At 71.2% G+C, this 18132-nt stretch carries 19 protein-coding genes; 11 read left to right on the top strand and 8 right to left on the bottom strand.

The window, feature by feature from the left end; genetic code table 11:
* Positions 1-181 precede the first annotated feature (181 nt).
* The 3 genes from ABGB18_RS32265 to ABGB18_RS32255 all read right to left on the bottom strand — a co-directional run bounded on the left by ABGB18_RS32265 (position 182) and on the right by ABGB18_RS32255 (position 2548).
* Positions 182-847 carry a tyrosine-type recombinase/integrase gene (locus tag ABGB18_RS32265; protein ID WP_347699418.1) on the bottom strand — a complete coding sequence of 222 codons (666 nt, stop codon included), beginning with the start codon at positions 845-847 and terminating at the stop codon, positions 182-184.
* A 222-nt stretch (positions 848-1069) separates the two neighbouring features.
* The gene (locus ABGB18_RS32260) at positions 1070-2293 is read right to left on the bottom strand and encodes a hypothetical protein (protein WP_347699417.1); all 1224 of its coding nucleotides are present in this window, start codon (positions 2291-2293) and stop codon (positions 1070-1072) included.
* Positions 2294-2332: 39 nt separating this feature from the next.
* A complete protein-coding gene (locus tag ABGB18_RS32255; RefSeq protein ID WP_347699416.1) occupies positions 2333-2548 on the bottom strand; it encodes a hypothetical protein in 216 nt (71 codons plus the stop codon).
* Between the two features lie 128 nt (positions 2549-2676).
* Between ABGB18_RS32255 and ABGB18_RS32250 the strand changes: the two genes are divergently transcribed.
* From ABGB18_RS32250 to ABGB18_RS32240, 3 genes are all read left to right on the top strand, one after another.
* The gene (locus ABGB18_RS32250) at positions 2677-3108 is read left to right on the top strand and encodes a hypothetical protein (protein ID WP_347699415.1); all 432 of its coding nucleotides are present in this window, start codon (positions 2677-2679) and stop codon (positions 3106-3108) included.
* A gap of 297 nt (positions 3109-3405) precedes the next feature.
* A complete protein-coding gene (locus ABGB18_RS32245; RefSeq protein ID WP_347699414.1) occupies positions 3406-4374 on the top strand; it encodes an aldo/keto reductase in 969 nt (322 codons plus the stop codon).
* Between the two features lie 4 nt (positions 4375-4378).
* Entirely contained in the window at positions 4379-4975 is a 597-nt protein-coding gene (locus tag ABGB18_RS32240; protein ID WP_347699413.1) for a TetR/AcrR family transcriptional regulator, read from the top strand.
* A gap of 119 nt (positions 4976-5094) precedes the next feature.
* Here ABGB18_RS32240 and ABGB18_RS32235 read toward each other — a convergent pair whose 3' ends face one another.
* The 3 genes from ABGB18_RS32235 to ABGB18_RS32225 all read right to left on the bottom strand — a co-directional run bounded on the left by ABGB18_RS32235 (position 5095) and on the right by ABGB18_RS32225 (position 6999).
* Positions 5095-6042: a sulfotransferase gene (locus ABGB18_RS32235; protein WP_347699412.1), complete on the bottom strand. Its 948-nt coding sequence runs from the start codon at positions 6040-6042 to the stop codon at positions 5095-5097.
* A 140-nt stretch (positions 6043-6182) separates the two neighbouring features.
* A complete protein-coding gene (locus ABGB18_RS32230) occupies positions 6183-6341 on the bottom strand; it encodes a hypothetical protein (RefSeq protein WP_347699411.1) in 159 nt (52 codons plus the stop codon).
* Between the two features lie 22 nt (positions 6342-6363).
* Complete coding sequence (locus ABGB18_RS32225) at positions 6364-6999, bottom strand: cupin domain-containing protein (RefSeq protein ID WP_347699410.1); 636 nt, start codon at positions 6997-6999, stop codon at positions 6364-6366.
* Between the two features lie 305 nt (positions 7000-7304).
* Here ABGB18_RS32225 and ABGB18_RS32220 point away from each other — a divergent pair, with 305 nt between their 5' ends.
* From ABGB18_RS32220 to ABGB18_RS32195, 6 genes are all read left to right on the top strand, one after another.
* Positions 7305-8696, top strand: a complete 1392-nt coding sequence (locus ABGB18_RS32220; protein ID WP_347699409.1) for a cytochrome P450 — start codon at positions 7305-7307, stop codon at positions 8694-8696.
* Positions 8697-8756: 60 nt separating this feature from the next.
* On the top strand, positions 8757-9386 hold the full coding sequence (locus ABGB18_RS32215; protein WP_347699408.1) for a carboxymuconolactone decarboxylase family protein: 630 nt from the start codon (positions 8757-8759) through the stop codon (positions 9384-9386).
* Between the two features lie 853 nt (positions 9387-10239).
* Complete coding sequence (locus ABGB18_RS32210; protein ID WP_347699407.1) at positions 10240-10920, top strand: hypothetical protein; 681 nt, start codon at positions 10240-10242, stop codon at positions 10918-10920.
* 154 nt (positions 10921-11074) lie between these two features.
* A complete protein-coding gene (locus ABGB18_RS32205; RefSeq protein WP_347699406.1) occupies positions 11075-11482 on the top strand; it encodes a VOC family protein in 408 nt (135 codons plus the stop codon).
* A gap of 104 nt (positions 11483-11586) precedes the next feature.
* On the top strand, positions 11587-12126 hold the full coding sequence (locus ABGB18_RS32200; protein WP_347699405.1) for a TIGR00730 family Rossman fold protein: 540 nt from the start codon (positions 11587-11589) through the stop codon (positions 12124-12126).
* Between the two features lie 77 nt (positions 12127-12203).
* A complete protein-coding gene (locus ABGB18_RS32195) occupies positions 12204-13337 on the top strand; it encodes an acyl-CoA dehydrogenase family protein (RefSeq protein WP_347699404.1) in 1134 nt (377 codons plus the stop codon).
* Positions 13338-13467: 130 nt separating this feature from the next.
* Here ABGB18_RS32195 and ABGB18_RS32190 read toward each other — a convergent pair whose 3' ends face one another.
* On the bottom strand, positions 13468-14004 hold the full coding sequence (locus tag ABGB18_RS32190) for a GNAT family N-acetyltransferase (protein WP_347699403.1): 537 nt from the start codon (positions 14002-14004) through the stop codon (positions 13468-13470).
* 258 nt (positions 14005-14262) lie between these two features.
* On the opposite strand from ABGB18_RS32190, the gene ABGB18_RS32185 reads away from it, so the two are divergent.
* Together ABGB18_RS32185 and ABGB18_RS32180 are read left to right on the top strand one after the other, a co-directional pair.
* On the top strand, positions 14263-15339 hold the full coding sequence (locus tag ABGB18_RS32185) for a YihY/virulence factor BrkB family protein (protein ID WP_347699402.1): 1077 nt from the start codon (positions 14263-14265) through the stop codon (positions 15337-15339).
* A 120-nt stretch (positions 15340-15459) separates the two neighbouring features.
* A complete protein-coding gene (locus ABGB18_RS32180; protein WP_347699401.1) occupies positions 15460-16710 on the top strand; it encodes an RICIN domain-containing protein in 1251 nt (416 codons plus the stop codon).
* 167 nt (positions 16711-16877) lie between these two features.
* Here ABGB18_RS32180 and ABGB18_RS32175 read toward each other — a convergent pair whose 3' ends face one another.
* Positions 16878-18023 (bottom strand): TIGR03364 family FAD-dependent oxidoreductase, encoded by a 1146-nt coding sequence (locus tag ABGB18_RS32175; RefSeq protein WP_347699400.1) that lies wholly within the window; start codon positions 18021-18023, stop codon positions 16878-16880.
* Positions 18024-18132: the final 109 nt, after the last annotated feature.

Here is an 18132-nt window from a genome sequence, read left to right as displayed (position 1 = left end):
CCGGTAGCGTCTGATCCTCAGGCGCGAGGCGTGTCCCATGCCAGGCCGGAGAGCAGCAGTGATTACCCCCTGCGCACCTCGCACGCAAACCAATCTGAGATTTCATCAGATGAAATTGCGGCCGGTTGCCAAGTACGAGAGAAAGGGACAGTGGCTCATTCCGCCCTGACGAAACTGCTGGTCAGTGGGCACGGCGGCGGGGTTCGGACAGGAACAGCGGGCCGTGCGTGCGGGTGCTGCCGTCCGGGAGTCGCAGGAGGCGGGGCAGCAAGTGGGCGGTGCCGCGCTCCCAGTACACCCATGCGACGGCGCCGCCCTTGGACCGGACCGGGGCGCGCCGGTGCTCCAGGTCGAGGTCCTCGACGTTCAGCGCCAGGACCTCGGCGGCGCGGGCGGCGGTCTCGTACAGCATCCGCCACAGGGTCTTCTCCCGGAGCGGGAGGTCGCGGCGGGACAGCAGCCGGTGGATGGTGCTCTTGGCCACGGCGCGGGTCTCGTCGGTGCTCTCCTTTCGGCGTTCGGCGTCGGCCGGAACCGAGGGCGTGGGCCAGTGCTTCTTGGTCTGGCACCAGGTCAGCCAGGAGGTGATGGCGGCGCGGTTACGGTTCCAGGTCGCCGGCGCGCTCGCGCCCCACAGCTCGGCGAGGGTGGTGCCGATTTCGGCATCGGCGATCTCGGCCAGCGACCGATCCCGGCCGAGCAGGGCGGTGACGCGGTCGAAGGCCGAGGCGTAGGCGCGGTGGGTGTTGGGATTGGCCGTGCGCGGGGTAGCCAGGAAGGCGTCGGCGGCCGCAGCGAGCGTGACGTGTCCGCCGTGCCAGGCGGCGACCTTCGGCGCGGTGCTCATGCCGCCGGCCGTGAGAGGCCTGCGGCGATGTACCGGATAACGTGGCGGAGTCGTACACCGTCCCGGCGGAGGGATGTCCTGGTCGCCGCTCCGCCATAATCGCCCATGTACGCCTTATCACGTACATGAGCCCATCGAGGGCATCTCAGGGTCGGCCTCTCGGCGGGATGTCACTTGGTGAAGATGGTTCCTTTGACGCTCTTCAGCTGAGCGCTCTCGCTGTCAGCCGCCGGGCTTGGTGAACTCCAGGCCGTCGAACCGGAACACCGTGACGCGGCCAGGAGAGTCGCCGACCGCCAGCAGCCGGCCGTCGGCGGAGAGATCAACCGCGTGGTAGTAGAGCGATTGCTCGCCGGGTACGACGAAGCGCGGCTCCAGCGGCTGTCCGGTCGCGACGTCATACACGACGACCGGGCCACGGACGTGGGCGCCAGCGAGCCGGGTGCCGTCGGGTGACAGGACGAAATCTTCAAACCGGTCCGCGATCGCCCAGCACAGGGCACCTGAATCCACCGAGACGCCGAAGCATCCCGACGTATCGCCACTCGCGACGAGAAGATGCTCAGACTTGTCGAACGCGAGCTTGTCGAGCCGGTGGGGGCCGTCGAACCCCGCCGGGAAGGGGAACGGGCCACCGAGCACGCGCCGACCGGTGTCAGCATCCCAGATCTCGAGGTCGTCCTCCGCGTCGCGGTCGTCCTGCTGGTGGATGACACCGACAAACCGCCCCGACGGAGACAGGGCGGTGGCGCTGATCCGCGAGCGCTCGCGTGCCGGAAAGTCGAGGCACGAACCGCCGTCTGGGCCCAGCACCTGCAACGTGGGGCCGTCGGCCACCAGCATTCGGCGGCGGGCGGCGTCCCGTCCTAATCGCGTGTAGGGCAAGCGCTGGACGTGACCGGTGGCGAGGGCCACCGTGTAGCCGCTACTCCCGTTCAGTGTGCTGACTGTGTCGCGAACGGTGAACGTCAAGTGCGATCCGTCCGGGTCGAATGCCATGCCATCGACCCATGTGTGCCGGGATGCGTCGGCGTACACCACCTGGCGGGCGCCGGTCCGTAGGTCGACCGTCTGCACCTCGATGCCAAGCTGCAGCCTGACCCGGTCAGGGATGCCGCGGGCGATCGCGAGGGTGCCGCCGTTCGGGTGCAGGGCGAACGCCACGACCCCGTTGGTGGCGGGCGTCGCACACTGGACGACAACGTCGCCCGGTGCGGTCGTGGCGGCGTCACGCAGCACGGCGTACCCGTCACGCATCTTCTGGGTGACGAGCTTCTCCAGGGCCTCGCGTGCCGCGCGCCCGCTGTCGAACGACTTCGTACGCTCCTGAGGCTTCCCGGCACCGGTCCACCAGCTCCGGTGCAGCTCGGCCCCGTCGGCCCGAAGCTCCAGATACTTGGGCTTCGAGGTGCCGGGATGGGTCAGGAGAATCCGCTCACGATTCATACGCGGCAGTGTAGAGATCTCCAGCGTCAGAAACGGTCCTCAGAGTGTGGAGGAACTCGAAGGGCTGTCCAGGTCCGCGGCGTATCTGCTGCCCGACTCGGGAATCCGCTGCAACGTCATCCAGCCATGATTCATCGAGACCGACATGACCGAGGCCATGAGGTCCAATCCCCTGGCGCGCAAGATGTCGGACAAGACGATGAACAACACCATCCTGCTGCGGCGCAGCGGCAAGGCCGACGAGATCGCCCACACCGCGCTTTCCTGGCCGGCGACGAGTCGTCCTCCATCACCGGCACCGGTTGCGGACCATGGACAGCTCGCGGGCGGTGACGCCGGCGATGTGCTTGGCCGCCTCGTACGGGCCGATGTGGATGCCGCCGGTGAACACCGACAGCGAGTACCGCCAGCGAGTACCGCCCCAGCTTGTCCTTGATCTTGGGGCCGGAGCCGGAGGCCGGGCCGAAGTGGCGATACCAGCTCAGCCAGTGGGCGGTGCGCGCGACGATGGACAGCAGGGAACGTTCGGGCATGCGCCGTTCGATCGCGGCCGCCAGCCGTTCGGCCTCGGCATCGGTGCCCTTGCCATGGCAGCGCTTGAGGGTGGGCACGCCGCCCTCGTCGATGACCAGGTCGGCGTTGTCGAGGTAGCCGGCGTCCAGGTGCGCAGCCGCAGTCAGGTGGGCGTCCTTGAGATGGGCGACGAAACCGGCGGGGGTGTCGGGCAACCCGACCTTCTCGCAGAAGGCAGCCAGTTTCGACTGGCACTCCGGCCAGGGCAGCAGGTGGGCGCCCCAGTCGGCGTACTCGCCTGAGCCGAGCACGGCCACATCGCCGGTGCGCAGTTCCTCGGCCAGGTAGCAGAACACCATCGCCTCGAAGGGCCGCCGCGCCACCATGCCGGGACGGCGCCGGTCGGTTACCGCGCGCCGCCGCTATCAAACCAAAGCGGAAAGTTACATCATCCGACAAACGAACCCTCTGAGCAGCGCCTCAACACCCCGCTGTCCCTTTCTCCCGCACTTGGTCTGCCCCCTGGAACGAGATCCAGCGGCGGCGGGCGATGTGATAGAGTTTCACAATGTGAATCGTCATCACATTGAGGAGCGGAAATGGAGACGCGCAAACTGGGCCGGACCGACATCGACGTCAGCCCCATCGGCCTGGGGTGCATGCAGTTCGCGGGCGCCGAGAACTACACGCGCCTGATCATCAGGCCCATCGGCCAGGAGACGGCCACCTCGATCGTGCGGGCCGCCCTCGACGGAGGGATCACCTGGTTCGACACCGCGGAGATGTACGGCAAGGGCCGGTCGGAGCAGGCCCTGGCCACCGCGCTGAAGGAGTGCGGCGTCAGCCCCGGCCAGGTCGCCGTCGCGACGAAGTGGACGCCCTATCTGCGCACTGCGGCCAGCATCACCAGGACCATCGGCGACCGCCTCGCCCACCTGAGCGGCTATCCCGTCGACCTGCACCAGATCCACCTGCCCGTGGGCAGCCTGTCGGGCATCCCCGCCCAGCTCAGGGCCATGGCGCGGCTGGCGAGGTCGGGTCAGGTCCGGGCGGTCGGCGTGAGCAACTTCTCCGCCCGCCAGCTGGTGCTGGCCCACCGCGTGCTCGCCGCCGAGGGCCTCACACTGGCCGCCAACCAGGTGCGCATCAGCCTGCTGCACCGGAACGTCGAGCGGGACGGCGTCCTTGCGGCGGCCCGGGAGCTGGGCGTGACGCTGATCGCGTACTCGCCGCTGGAGGGCGGGGTGCTCACGGGACGCTTCCACGACAACCCGGCGCTGGCCGGGTCCGCGCCGCCGGCGCGGCGCTTCTTCAGCCGCAAGGTGCTCAGCGCCCAGGGGCTCGCGCGCACCCGGCCGCTGATCGAGGCGATGCGCGGCATCGCCGAGGGGTACGGCGCCACGATCTCGCAGGTGGCGCTCAACTGGCTGATCACCCGCTACGGCGACACCGTCGTGGCCATCCCCGGCGCGTCCAAGCCGGCGCAGGCGGCCGAGGCGGCGGGGGCCATGGGGTTCGCGCTGACGGAGGCGGAGGTCGGAAGGCTGGACGAGCTGTCGCTAACCTGAGTCGGTGCCACCTGCGAAACGACACAGCTACCATCACGGCGACCTGCGGGCCGCGCTCATCGACTCGGCCCTGGAGATCATCGCCGAGGAGGGGGTCCAGGGGTTCTCGATGGCGGAGGCGAGCCGGCGGATCGGGGTCGCGGTCAGCGCCCCCTACCGGCACTTCGCCGACCGTGACGAGCTGCTGTCGGCGGTCGGGGTGCGCGCGGGGGAGTTGCTGCTGGCGGCCGTGACCGCGGAGCGCGGCGGCAGCGCGCCGGAGGATCGGCTGGTGGCGGTGGTCAGGGGCTACGTACGGTTCGCCGCCCGGCACCGGGCGCTGTTCGAGGCCATGTTCGGCTCCTGGGCGCCCGATCTGGAGCGGGCCTCCCAGCCGGTCAAGGAGGCGTTCCGATCGGGAGCCATGGACCTGTCGGGTGGTGACCCGGCGGCCGCCGAGTCGCTCGGGCTGGCGGTGGCCGCCACCGCGCACGGGCATGCGGCGCTGCTGCACCTGGGCCTGTTCGGGAGCGGCGAGCAGGCCGAGGACCTGGCCGTGCGGCGGGCGGCCGACGCCACGCTCGCCCTGATCGCGGGCCGCACCCGGCTGGGAGGGGCTTGATCGCGGGCCGCGGCCGGTAAGGAGGGGCTTGATCGCGGGCCGCACCCGGCTGGGAGCGGCCTGACCGCCGACCGGGGCAGGCCGGGGGCCGCCACGCGGGCCTCAGCCCGGCTGCCGCTCTAGCGGAGCGGATAGCCGTAGCGGAGCATGCCCGGGGTGGTGAAGGCGGTGATCAGGCGGCGCCGGCCCGGGCGCATCGCCGTGCGCCACTCCTCGTCCGCTCTGAGCGGCACCACACCCGTGCGGATGCGCATCGGGTTGCCGGCGACGCTGTGATCGGCGGGCAGGTCGATCGTGCCGTCGCCGAGGAACGGCGTGGCCGCCGCCGGCAGCCCGGCGAACTCCAGGATCCGGGACAGCTCGCGATGCGGCTGGTCGACGAAGTCCTCGTACCGCATCAGCGTCCACGGGGTGTCGGTCAGGCGGAAGGACTCGATGGCGGCGTTGAAGGCCAGCCACTCGGCGGCGGTCTGCGCGGGTGAGTGGGTGGCCATCAGCCGTCCGCCCTTGTCGGCGCGCTGGACCCGGCGGGACCAGGAGTGCACGACGCCGTGCGGGCCCCGGACGAGCTGGACGATCCGCAGGTCGATGCCGGGCACCCGGCGCAGCAGCAGCGCCGAGGTGGGGAACTTGGAGGAGTCCACGATCACCGAGCTGCCGCTCACGTCGGCGATCGCCCGGTAGACCGTGGCCATGGTCTCGGCGTACCGGTGGACGCGCCGGGCGAAGGCGCTCGTGGAGCCGGTCAGCACGTGGCGCGGTACGTGCCTGATGCGCATGACCGAGTGGTGCAGCCTGGCCATCTCGGCGGCGTCCACGTTCGGCCAGCCACCGAAGGCGGCCCGGCCGACCTCCTGCCAGAAGTCGCATCCGGTGAATCTCCGTCCGCACCCGCAGAGCTGGTTCTTGGCCACGCCCTGCGTCCAGAGGTAGCGCAGCTCGCCCACGCAGGACGCGCCCTCGACCGCGCCCAGCGCGCGGGAGACCAGGGTGCTGCCCGATCTGCCGTGGCCGCCGAGGAACAGGATGCGGACCGGCTGCCGCGGTTGGCCGGCTGCCGCGCTCATGCCGCGACCTCCGGGAAGCGCGCCGTGGGAGGAACAGTGGTGGTGAGTAGTCTGGGGGTCATAGGAGCGTAAACTTACGGTCCTGCGGCCGTGACCGAAACCGATTCACGGAATAAAGCATGGTCAGAGCCGGGACCGCCTCAGGAAGCCGGGGCGAAGGCGGCGATTTCGGTCGGCGTCCGTCCCTCCAGCGCGCCGCGCGCCAGGGCATCGCCGGTCAGCGGGCCCATGGTGAGCCCCGCCGCCCCGAGCCCGGACGGGACGTGCGGTCCCGGCGTGCCGGGCACCGGGCCGATCATGGGCAGGTGGCCGGCGCCGGGGTCAGCAGGGCGCGTGGAGGGTGGCTCCCGCCCCCCGCTGCGGGTGGTGGGTGGGGAGCGGATGAGTCTGCACCCAGAGGGCCTCGGTGATCGTGTCGGTGCGGTTGGCCATGGTGTGCGGGACCGTGGAGGGGAAGTGCACCGCGTCGCCCGGCTTGAGGATCAGCTCCTCGTCCCGGAGGCGGAGGTGGAGCTCGCCGGACAGGATGTGGGCCACCTCCTCGCCTTCGTGGACGGAGGGCGGCGCCATCGTCGAGGTCGGATGGATCCGCACGATCATCGAGCCGAGCTGCTGGCCCTCGAAGCCGGGGCCGAAGCGGAAGTATTCGCGTTCGCCGGCGACGACATGGCTGGTCGCCGCGGCGGTGCCGCGCCAGAGCGAGTATTCCCTGGGCCGGGTGGCCGCGGCCATCTCGGCGCCGAGCAGTGCCGCGGGGGCCACCTCCAGGGCGTTCGCAATGGCGAAGAGCGAGGTCGAGCACTCGCCGCGCTCGGCGAGTGACAGGAAACTCGAGGAGAGACCTGACCGGGTGGCGAGCTCCCGCAACGAGAGGTCGGCGTTGCGCCGCATCCGGCGGACTTCCGCGCCTACGGCGATGAGGGCGTCCTTGGATCCCGGCTCGCTCTTCGGCTTCATGGGTCTGCTTCCGTTCGCGGGCCGACGGCGTTGAGTGTCACTGGACGGAAGGAGAGCTTACTCGGATGCGATCGAAGATACTGGCCAAGATCTTGTGCGTGAATATTGGACATCCGCCCGGGCGGCAGCGCGTCCGATCACAGGTGAAAGTCCTTCTCCTCCTGGTGGCGATGATCGGTCGCAACTCGTGATGCCGCACACCTTTCGCGTGAAACAGCCGTAAGCTCCCAGGGCGCGTCACGCGTGTCGTGATCCGGGACCGATGTGACGTGTGGAGCGGCGATCAGAGAGAGGCGGTTCAACCCGTGACCAAAGGCCCATGGCCCCAGCAGCCCCCCGCAAGAACGGCGCCGGTTACCACCGAGCCGCTGCTGACCAGGGACTACGACGCGGACCCCGCACTCGTACACGAGAAACTCCGCAAAATCTACGGTCCCGTCGCGCCGGTCGACCTCCTCGGGGTTCCCGTCTGGTTCGTCATGGGCTATGAGGAGGTGCTCCGCGTCCTGCAGAACCCCGGGGGCGCGTGGAGCAAGCGCCTGCGCAACTGGAAGATGAACGCGGAGGGCCGCATACCGGCCGACTGGCCGCTGATGCCCATTTTCCAGGTCAACAACTCGACGTTCCAGGAAGGCGCCGCGCTGAACCAGTTGCGCCACGCCTGGACCAGCGCGCTCGCCCCCTTCCAGGATCACGGCCACCCCGGGGCGCAGCGACTGGAGCAGGCCGTCGTGAGCCACGCCGACGAGCTCCTCGGCGTGCTGTCGGAGGGCGGCACCACGGGATGGGCGGACCTGGCCGCGCAGTACGCGCGACCGCTTCCGCTGATGGTGGCCAACCGCATGCTCGGCCTCACCGCCGCCCGCGGCGAGGACGTGGTGATGGACATCTGGCGGATGCTCGACGCCGGCCCTGACGCGGCCGCGGCGTTCGAGCGCCTGTACGCCGCCATGACCGAGCTGGGAGCCGCCAAGCGCGAGACCCCCGGCGACGACCTGCCCTCCCACATGATCGCCGCCAAGCCGGACATCACCCTGGACGAGCTGGCCCGCGAGCTCCTCATGCTGCCCGGCCTGCTGGACTTCACCGCCAGTCTCGTCTGCAACGTGGTCGTCGAGGTCGTCGCCAACCCGGACGTACGAGAGAGCCTGTCGGCGGGCGCCATCGACGAGACGGTGAACAGGGCCGCCCTGCTCAACCCGCCGATGGCCAACCTGACCTTCCGCTACGCGCTGACCGACGTGAAACTCGGCAACTTCACCATCCCCGCCGGTGACCCCGTGATGCTCTCCGTCGCCGCGGCCCACGCCGACCCGCGCTTCGCCGGGGCGATCGACTGGCACGCCATCCGCAGCACCCGCGCCCATCTGGCCTGGGGCGCGGGGCCGCACAGCTGCCTCGGCCAGTTACTGGCCACCCGGATCGCCACCATCGCCGTGCAGCGGCTCTTCAAGCGGTTCTCCAAGGTGAAACTCGCGCTCCCGGCCGACCAACTGCCCTGGCGCCCGTCCCCCTTCATGCGGGCGCTGCGATCGCTGCCCGTCCAGTACGAGCTCGCCCGGGAGCCGGCGCCCCCGGGCGATCCCGCCACCGGCGAGGCACCCGCCGCGCAGGCGTCCCCGGCGGACGAGCCGGCCGGCAAGCCGTCCCGGTCCCCGCTCTGGAGCTTCCTGCGCGGGCTGCGCCGCGCCCGATGACGATCGGCCCGTCCGGCGGTATGAAGGAAACAGGAACCGCCGGTGGATGGGAGTCCCGCTGTGCAGAAAGAGCCCCGCATCAGCTACGTGCCCCTCGATTCGATGGACGAGCCGATGCGGGAGGAGATGCACCGATGCGCCCGTGAGGGCACGCCGAGGCCGGAGAGCTCGGCGGTGCGGGCGCACGCGCCGAACGCGTTCTGGGCGTTCACCGACTCCTGGAAGGCGCTGTTCCACGGCGGCGTGTGCGATCACGCGATCAAGGAGCTGTGCCGGGTCTACATCTCCCGGACCGTGAAGTGCGAGTTCTGCGGCAACCAGCGCTCGATCAAGGCCGCCGCGGGCGGGCTGTCGGAGCAGCAGTACGACGAGCTGCTGAACTTCGAGAAGTCCCCGAAGTACGACGACCGGCAGCGGGCGGCGCTTTCCTACGCCGAGGCGATCGCCTGGCGCCTCGACCCCGACGACGCCTTCTGGGAGCGCCTGCACCGGCACTTCTCCCAGGCGGAGCTCGTCGAGCTCGGCTGCTTCATCGCGCTCACCTTCGGCCAGCAGAGCTGGATCAGGTTGCTCGGCATCGACCATCACCAGTATCTCGCCGGCACGCCGGCGTCGATGGCGCCGGGATTCGAGGACGCCGAGGCCGCGGCGGCCGCGAAGGCCCGCGAGGACTACTGGGCGGCGGGCTGACCCCGCGCGGCACCCGGCTGGCAGGACCGGTTCCGTGACCCACCCGCGACGCCGCATGGCCGCCCTTGTCGACAATGCCGGCTACCGCCAGGACGAACCGATCGTGGTGGGGTCGCGGCAGCGTGACCACCCACCGATCCTGCTGGCCCGAGGGCTGACGCCCGGCGGTGAGCCGCTGGGCGCGACGACGCTCACCTACGCGGTCTCCCTGTCGAAGCAGATGACCGCCGCCTGCGCGGCCCGGCTCGCGCTCCAGGGCGAGCCGGACCTGAAGTCCGCCCTGTCGCGCTGGCTGGCCGGCCCGGTCGATGCGGGACGAGGGCCCGCCGGCGCGACCTGGGTGCATGGCAATCGTCGAAATGAACGACCTCGTCAAGCGGTACGGCGCGATCCGGGGGCCGCCGCGCTCCTGCTCGCGCTCGCCGCGTGCGGCACAGGCGCGCCCCCGGTCGCCGGGAGGGACCACACCGGCCGCCGAGCCCTGGCCGAAAAGGCGTCCCCCTGCCGCCTGAAACCCGGTCCGGCTCAGACGGAAAGGACGACAAGGGCGACAAGGCGCCGGCGATCGCCCGGCAGTTTCCGCGGGACGGATCCTGGTGCACCTATCGCACACCCTCCGGCGAGCAGGTCGCGCTGTCGTGGCGCTACCTGCTCCCGCACGAGTAGGACCCGTCCGAGGCGATCGGCGGTCCGTGTCGGGCGGGCCCCGGGGCGCCGCCGGAGCCGCGCGCAGCCGATCAAGCTGCGCCGATGGGGGCCGCCGAGTGCGCATGCTCGGAGAAGCGGACCGTTCGGAGCAGGCGGACGCTATGGGCAACCGAGCCGGATCGTTCCGAGAAAAGGTGACAACGTGGTGAGCGACAACGCCGGCAACGAGGTTCGCCTGCAACGGCTGCGCAGCCTGCTCGTGCCCATTGACGAGCACCCTGCCGGTCGGCTCATCGACCTGGAGTCCAGCGTCGCGGCGATGGCCGCCGACCCGCTGCCCGCCCCCTGGGGGATGGTCTGGGCGCCGCCCGCCTGCCAGAACTACCTCGAAGAGGCAGTCCCTCACCTGCCCAGGCTCAACGGCTGGGTACGGCTGAGCGACCGCCGCTCCAAGTCCTTCTCGCACGACAACTTCTACATCGACATGGTCATCGAGACACCCGGCGGCATCGACGTCGGCCGGATCGCGGAGGCGGCCCGCAGGTGCAGCTCGGGCACCTTGACGCTGGAATCCAAGGTCGTCGGCACGGTGACCTACACCGAGCTGGCCGCGCCCACCCTGGCCGAGGCCACCACCTTGACCATGCAGATCCAGGTGCGGTTCGACGCGCCCGCCGACGACGCGACCGCGGCGATCATGGCCAGGTACGGCTACGTCGCGCCCCGGGGGGCCGACGGCCGGCCGAGCGCGGTCAACAACATCAAGCAGGTCTCCTACGTCGCGACCGGCGAGACGCTGTTCATGGTCCTCTCGCCCGATCCGGCGGTCATCGAGTCGATGCCGACGATGCTGTACCGCCGGGCGAGGGACGCCGGCGGCAACTGAGTCCCGGCGGTGCGATCGCTGACGCACGCACGGAGCCGGACCACACGAAAGCCCACTCTGGAAGGTTTTCGGGGTGGCCCTGGTCACCGTCGACCAGGGCCACGCCGGTCCCCGGACCGTCGCGGTTCCGGTGAGGAGAAGGGAATCAGGCCCGTTGGACTGGAAGCTCGAAGTGCTCCCCATTCCGGTGACGGACGTGGAGAGGGCCAAGCGGTTCTACGGTGAGCAGGTCGGGTTCGTGGTGGACTTCGACGCTCATATCGGCCCGGAGACCCGGCGGGTGCAGCTCACGCCGCCGGGCTCCTGGTGGTCGATCGTGCTCGGACCCGACCACCACGGGATGGGGCCGGGGTCCGTCAAGGGGGTGCAGCTCGTCGTGTCGGACATCGAGGCGGCCAGGGAGGAGCTGGCCGGGCGCGGGGTCGAGGTCAGCCCCGTCAAGCACTACGCCAAGGACGGGACGCTGGCCGAGGGCAAGGGCGGCCGGTGGAACACGTTCGCCTTCTTCGACGACCCCGACGGCAACGGGTGGGTGCTGCAGGAACGCCCCGGCGGCAACTGAGCCCACGGGTCTCCCAGGAACGCCCCGGCGGCGGCTGAACCCACGGGTCTCCCGGCCGGCGGCACCCGTTCCCGCCGGACAGGGGACCCCTTACGGTGGTTCGCATGAACATTTGCGTCTTCCTGTCGGCGGCCGACCTGTCCGAGACCTACACCCAGCCCGCCCGTGAGTTCGCCGAGCTGATCGGCAGGGGCGGGCACACGCTGGTGTGGGGCGGCTCGAACGTGGGCCTGATGAAGGTGGTGGCCGACGGGGTGCACGCGGCGGGCGGGCGGCTGACGGGCGTCTCGGTGGACTTCCTGGCCGACAAGGTACGCCCCCGTGTGGACGACATGATCATCGCGCCCGACCTGGCCGAGCGCAAGAAGCTGCTGCTGGAGAAGGCCGACGCGGTGGTCGTCATGGTGGGCGGCACGGGCACGCTGGACGAGGCCACCGAGATCATGGAGCTGAAGAAACACGGGCGGACGGACAAGCCCGTCGTCCTACTGAACACGGCAGGCTTCTACGACGGGCTCAAGGCCCAGTTCCAGCGGATGGAGGACGAAGGTTTCCTGCCGCGCCCCCTCACCGACCTGGTCGTCTTCGCCGAGGAGCCGGTGGGGGCGATGGCCCACCTGGAGGAGTCGCTCGGCGTGCGCTGACCTCGGGGCGGGCGTGTGGCTCACCGGGGGAGCGGGGAGGCCCTTCTCGACCAGGACAGAGCCGCAAGGGAGCAGCGATGGCGCAGCACCACGGGACCGACGCGTTCGACGAGATGCTCCAGGAGCTGGCCCGCCGCCGCCAGGAGTTCCGCGACCTGCGTTACGTCCCCGCGGACTTCGTCGCCCGGCTCAAGCGGCTCGGCCTCTACCGGGTCGCCACGCCGGAGCGGTTCGGCGGCGAGACGATGCCGCCCGCGCGGTTCCTGGAGAGGATCGAGCGGATCTCGGCCGTGGACGGCTCCACCGGCTGGGTGGCGAGCTTCGGCTCGCAGCTCATCTACCTGGGCCCGCTGCCGCTGGAGAGCCAGGCCGAGCTCTACGCCGCCGGCCCGGACGTGGTCCTGGCCGGCGGCCTGTTCCCGGTCCAGCAGGCGGCCCCGACCGAGCGCGGTTTCCGGCTGAACGGCCGGTGGAAGTTCGCCAGCGGCTGCATGGCCGCCGACATCATCGTCGTCGGCATCCCCGGCGACGACGCCACCGCCGGCAAGCCGCGCGGCGTCCTGGTACGCCCGGCGCACCTGGAGATCGTGCAGGACTGGGACGTCGTCGGCATGCAGGCCACCGGCTCGTTCGACCTGGTGGCCAAGGACGTCGAGGTGGGCCGGGAGTGGTCCTTCATCCGCGGTGGGACGCCGGTGATCGACGAGCCGCTCTACCGCTACCCCGCGATCACGTACGCCGCCCAGTCGCTGTCCGTCGTCACCGCCGGGATCGCCCGGGCCGCCCTCGACCACGCGGAGGAGGCCGGCAGCGGGAGGACCGGCATCACCGGCGCGCCGGCGCTCGCCGAGCGCGCCTACTACCGCGCCGGCATCGCCGAGGCCGAGGCCACGCTCCGCTCCGCCCGCGCCTACTTCTACGAGGCCGCCGACGAGAGCTGGCAGGCGGTCGCCGCCGGCGGGCAGGTCAGCGACAAGCAGAACGCCCACATGCGGCTGTCGGCGGCCCACCTGGCCCGCACGTCCTCGGAGGTGGTCCACAAGGTCGTCTCCCTGTCCGGCACCGCCGCGATCTACCGCGACCACCCGCTGCAGCACCTGCTCGGCGACGCGCAGGTGCCGCAGGAGCACGCCTTCCTCAGCCCCGCGATGTACGACGCCGCGGGCGCCGTTCTCATGGGCCGCCCGCCCACCGTTCCCGCCTTCCGGTGAGCCCACGCCGGCCCCCAGGATCTTCCCCGGCTCACCGGCCGACCCGCGCATCGCGCCGCGACGAACCATCACCAACTGGCCGACATCGAGGACCGCAAGCCGGCCCGCCGCCACAACGGTGAGGACGGCGCTACAGGGTGAGCTGGAACGTCACGCTCTGGTGCGTCGGCACATAGCCGAGCGCGTCATTGACGGCACGCATGGGGTGGTTGCCGTCGGCGGTGTCGGTCAGCAGCCCTTCGAGCTCCGGATGACGCTCGCGCGCCTGCCTGATGGCCTCGGCCTTAATCCAGCGGGCCAGCCCGCGCCCGCGGTGCAGGGGCAGCACCCCGGTGGCGTAGTGCTGGGCGTCGCCCCTGCCATCGCCGGGGACGACCAGCTCGGTGAAGCCGGCGACGGACCCGTCCGGCTCGGCGACGGCGGCGACAGTGTGGAGCAGGTCGCCTCTCTTCGCCACCGCCTGCGCCGCCTCCCGCACGCGCCCGACGTCCCAGCTCACGGTGCCGTAGTCGGTGTCGCCCATCGGCATGTCGTCCAGGGCGCGATGGGCTGTGGCGAACGTCTCGGCCAGCTCGTCGGGCACGATCCCGTCCCAGGCGACCAGCCGGTAGCCGGGATGCGGGGTGTCCACAGAGCCGCGGCTCGGCCACTGACAGGTCCGGCGCATCTGCTGCACACCTCCTCCAAGAACGGCCTTGATCGACATCGGACGAGGTCCGAGACTATCGCGGGATATGACACCGTGCACCGAACGGTGGCGGCCGCTACGCGGACCAGCGGGGCTTGGATCTCCAGCCCCGACCAGATCACGGTCGGGAGCGACGTCGGCGGATCGGCCACCGCCTCCGCCTGACGGGCGGCCACGGCGGGCCTCTCCGGCGAGGCCCGCCGCTGAATGCCCGCAAACTGGGGTAGAACGTCCGCCGTGGGATCTACCGTCACCGTCCCCCAGACGCGCACGATGGACGGCGAGGAGCTGTCCGCCGACGACGCGTGGGAAACGCTCCGCAAGTACGGCGGCTGGCACTTCGTCAGCGACTCGCTGGTCAGGTTCCGCTACGGCGACGGCATGAGCCACGCGCGGGCGCTGGCCTTCCAGCTCTGCCTGGCCATCATTCCCGGCGCCATCGCGCTGGTCGGCCTGAGCGCGGTCACCGACCAGGAGGAGCTGGGCCGGGTGCTGGAGCTGACGCTGACGGCCCTGGCGCCCGGGGGCGGCGCGGACGCCGTCACCGAGGCGCTCGAAGGCGGCGACGGCACCAGGGACGAGCTGGCCCTGTGGCTCGGCCTGGCCACCACGCTGGCCGCGCTGACCAGCGCGATGGCCCAGTTCGAGCGGGGAGCCAACCGGATCTACGGCGTCGAGCGCGACCGGCCGTTCCACCGCAAGTACGCCAGGGCCGCCGTGCTGGCGCTGACCGCCGGGGTCTGCATGATCACCGGCTTCACGGTCCTGGTCGGCGGCGGCGAGCTCGGCGAGGCCCTGGGCCAGACGTTCGGCTGGGGCGCGGGCGCCCGCCGGGCCTACGCCTTCGTCCGCTGGCCGCTCGGTTTCCTGCTCGCGCTGGCGTCCACGGTCACGATGTTCCGGGCCGCACCGCGGCGCAGGCAGCCCGGTCACACCTGGCTGGCCGCCGGAGCGCTGGTGGCGCTGGGGCTCTGGACGCTCTTCACGCTCGCGCTGGCCCTCTACACCGAGTACAACGGCACGTTCGGTGCCACGTACGGGCCGCTGACCGCCGTCATGGCGCTGCTGCTGTGGTCGTTCCTCAGCTCGATCGCGCTTTTCCTGGGGATGGCGTTCGCGGCGCAGTTGGAGGCATGCCGGGCCGGCTGCTACGAGCCCGCGCACGCCGACCCGGGACCCACCGCGGACGAGGAGCGCGAACCCCTGGTGGGGGAGGTCGGCACGGCCGTGATCGCCGCCGTCCGGCGGGTGTTCGCCGGCCGGGAGAGAAGAAGGCCGGGCACGAACCGCACCGGGAACTCCGGGTCGCGCTGAGGAGGGAGCGCCCTTTCGCTTGACCGAATGTCCGGGAGAGCGCTCTCTTGACAGCGGCCCTAAGGTTGCCGGAAGGTTTCGGTAAAACTGCATCCTTAATAAAGGGATGAGGTGCCCCGAATGGTTCACACCCCCCAAACCAGGGCATTACTCGCCGTCGGTGCCGCTCTCGCCACGGTGATCGCCCTGCTCGTCCCGATGGCCGGGACCGCCAACGCCGCCCCTCCGCCCGGCCCGCTGGTCTGGTCCGACGAGTTCAACGGATCCGCGGGCAGCGCCGTCGACCAGTCGAAGTGGCGCTTCGACATCGGCGGCAGCGGCTGGGGCAACAACGAGCAGCAGTACTACACCAACAGCACCCGCAACGCCGCCATGGACGGCGCCGGCAACCTCGTGATCACCGCCCGCCGCGAGAACCCGTCCAACTTCCAGTGCCACTACGGCACCTGCCAGTACACCTCCGCCCGCCTGCTCACCTCCGCCACCTTCACCCGGGCGTACGGGCGGTTCGAGGCACGCATGAAGATCCCGCGCGGCCAGGGCATCTGGCCGGCCTTCTGGATGCTCGGCAACGACATCGGATCGGTCGGCTGGCCCGACAGCGGCGAGATCGACATCATGGAGAACATCGGCCGCGAGCCCAGCACCGTGCACGGCACCATCCACGGTCCCGGTTACTCCGGCGGCGGGGCCATCGGCGCCCCCTACTCGATCAGCGGCGCGTTCGCCGACGCCTTCCACACCTTCGCCGTCGACTGGTCCCCGAACCTGATCGTCTGGTACGTGGACGGCAACGAGTACCAGCGCCGGACCCCCGCCTCCCTCGGCGGCCGCCGCTGGGTCTTCGACCACCCGTTCTTCATGATCATGAACGTGGCGGTCGGCGGGCTCTGGCCCGGCTACCCCGACGCCTCCACCACCTTCCCGCAGACCCTGACGGTCGACTACGTCCGCGTCTACGCCCCGCCCGACAACGGCGGCGGTGGCACGTCCGGCCGGATCACCGGCCTCGGCGGCAAGTGCGTGGACGTGGCGGGCGCGAGCACCGCCAACGGCGCCGCCGTCCAGCTCTGGGACTGCAACGGCACCGCCGCCCAGAACTGGACCTGGAACAGCGACGGTTCGGTACGCGCGCTCGGCAAGTGCATGGACGTCACCGGCGCGTCCACGGCCAACGGCGCACAGGCGCAGCTCTACGACTGCAACGGCACCGGTGCCCAGCGGTGGACCTTCGACTCCGGGAACGGCCAGATCGTCAATCCCCAGTCCGGCAAGTGCCTCGACGCGACCGGCAACAGCTCGGCCAACGGCACCCGGCTGCAGATCTGGGACTGCACCGGCGGCGCCAACCAGCGCTGGACCCGTACCTGACCTCCGCATCCCGGCGGGCTCCTTACGGCCGGAGGGAGCCCGCCGGCGGGCGCGGGGCCTTCAGCGTACGCGGCGGGCGGCGAATATCGCGACCGCGATTCGCTCCGGTTTCAAGAACGCGCTCTCCTGCCGCTTTCCCGGGATTCCCCGCCGGCCGGCCGGGTGACTCACATGGTGTTCGTGGCCAGCAGGTCGTCGAGGACCTCGGGGGCCAGCCCCAGGGCGGTGGTCATGCCGATGCCGGAGGTGACCGACACCACGCGCACGCCCGGCATGGGGGCGGCGATCAGGAACGGGTCCGGGGCCGAGGCGTAGACGCCGCGCCACCGCTCCCGCACCGCCAGCCGCCCGGCTCCCAGCAGGCCGGCGGTCTCGGCCAGGACGTGCCGGTCTAGCTCGTCGTCGTCGAACGGCTCCGGCGTGACGGCGTAGGCGTGGGTGTCGCCGATGGAGAGGTCGCCGTCCGGGCGCTGGGTGAACATGAGGTTAAGGCCGATGCCGGTCAGCGCCGGCCGCTCGCGCTCCAGCCGGGCCCGCAGCGCGGGCAGCGTCGGGCAGGCCCGGAAGCCGTCGTAGCGCAGCAGTGAGAACCCGGACAGCACCGCCGGCTCGACGCGGCGCCCGTGCGGGTCGGCCACCCGCAGCATGCGCAGCACGCAGCGGCGCAGCCCGGCGCGCTCGGCCAGGCCGGGGAAGTGCCGATCGACGTCGTGGCCGACGGCCAGGATCACGTGCCCGGCCCGGATCCGGCCCCGGCTGGTGGTCACCAGGCCGGGCTCGACGAGGTGCGCCGAGGTGCCCCAGTGGAAGCGCACGCCCCGGCCGGCCAGCCACGCGGCGATGGCGTGGACGGCCTGGCGCGGGTCGACGCGCACGTCCAGCGGCAGCCAGGCGCCGCCGACCACGCCCGGGCCCACCGGCACCCGTTCGGCCACCCGGCCGGCGTCGAGCAGCACGGCCTGGTCGTCGCGGGCCGCGGCGAACTCCTCCAGCACCGCGTACTCGTCTTCGGCGCGGGCGACCACGACGGTGCCGCCCTCCTCGGTCCACAGGCCCGCCTCCTTGGCCAGGCGCAGCCAGGCGGTCCTGGCGGCCATCGCGTACCGCAGGGCCGCGCCGTCCTGGGCGGTGAAGCAGCCGTGCCCGAAGTTGCGCACCGAGGCGCCGACGGCGCGCTCGTCACGCTCGACCACCACGACGGACAGCCCGCGGGACACGGCGTCCACGGCGTGCGCCAGCCCCACGATGCCCGCGCCGACGATCACGAGCTCGGCCGCGTCGAGTGACCTGTCCCACGGCGGTTGACCTGTCATGACGAGCACGCTGCCCGGCCCGGCCGGACGGCGTCAATCCCGGACCGCACATGTCACCTCTCGTTCCCTGCAACGTCATTTTCCCACGCGAGAGGCCAGGCGCCCGGGG

This window comes from Nonomuraea sp. B12E4 (assembly GCF_039871825.1).
GTDB lineage: Bacteria > Actinomycetota > Actinomycetes > Streptosporangiales > Streptosporangiaceae > Nonomuraea.
Note: the sequence above shows the minus strand (reverse complement) of the source record. Positions and strands in the feature narration are given on the sequence as shown.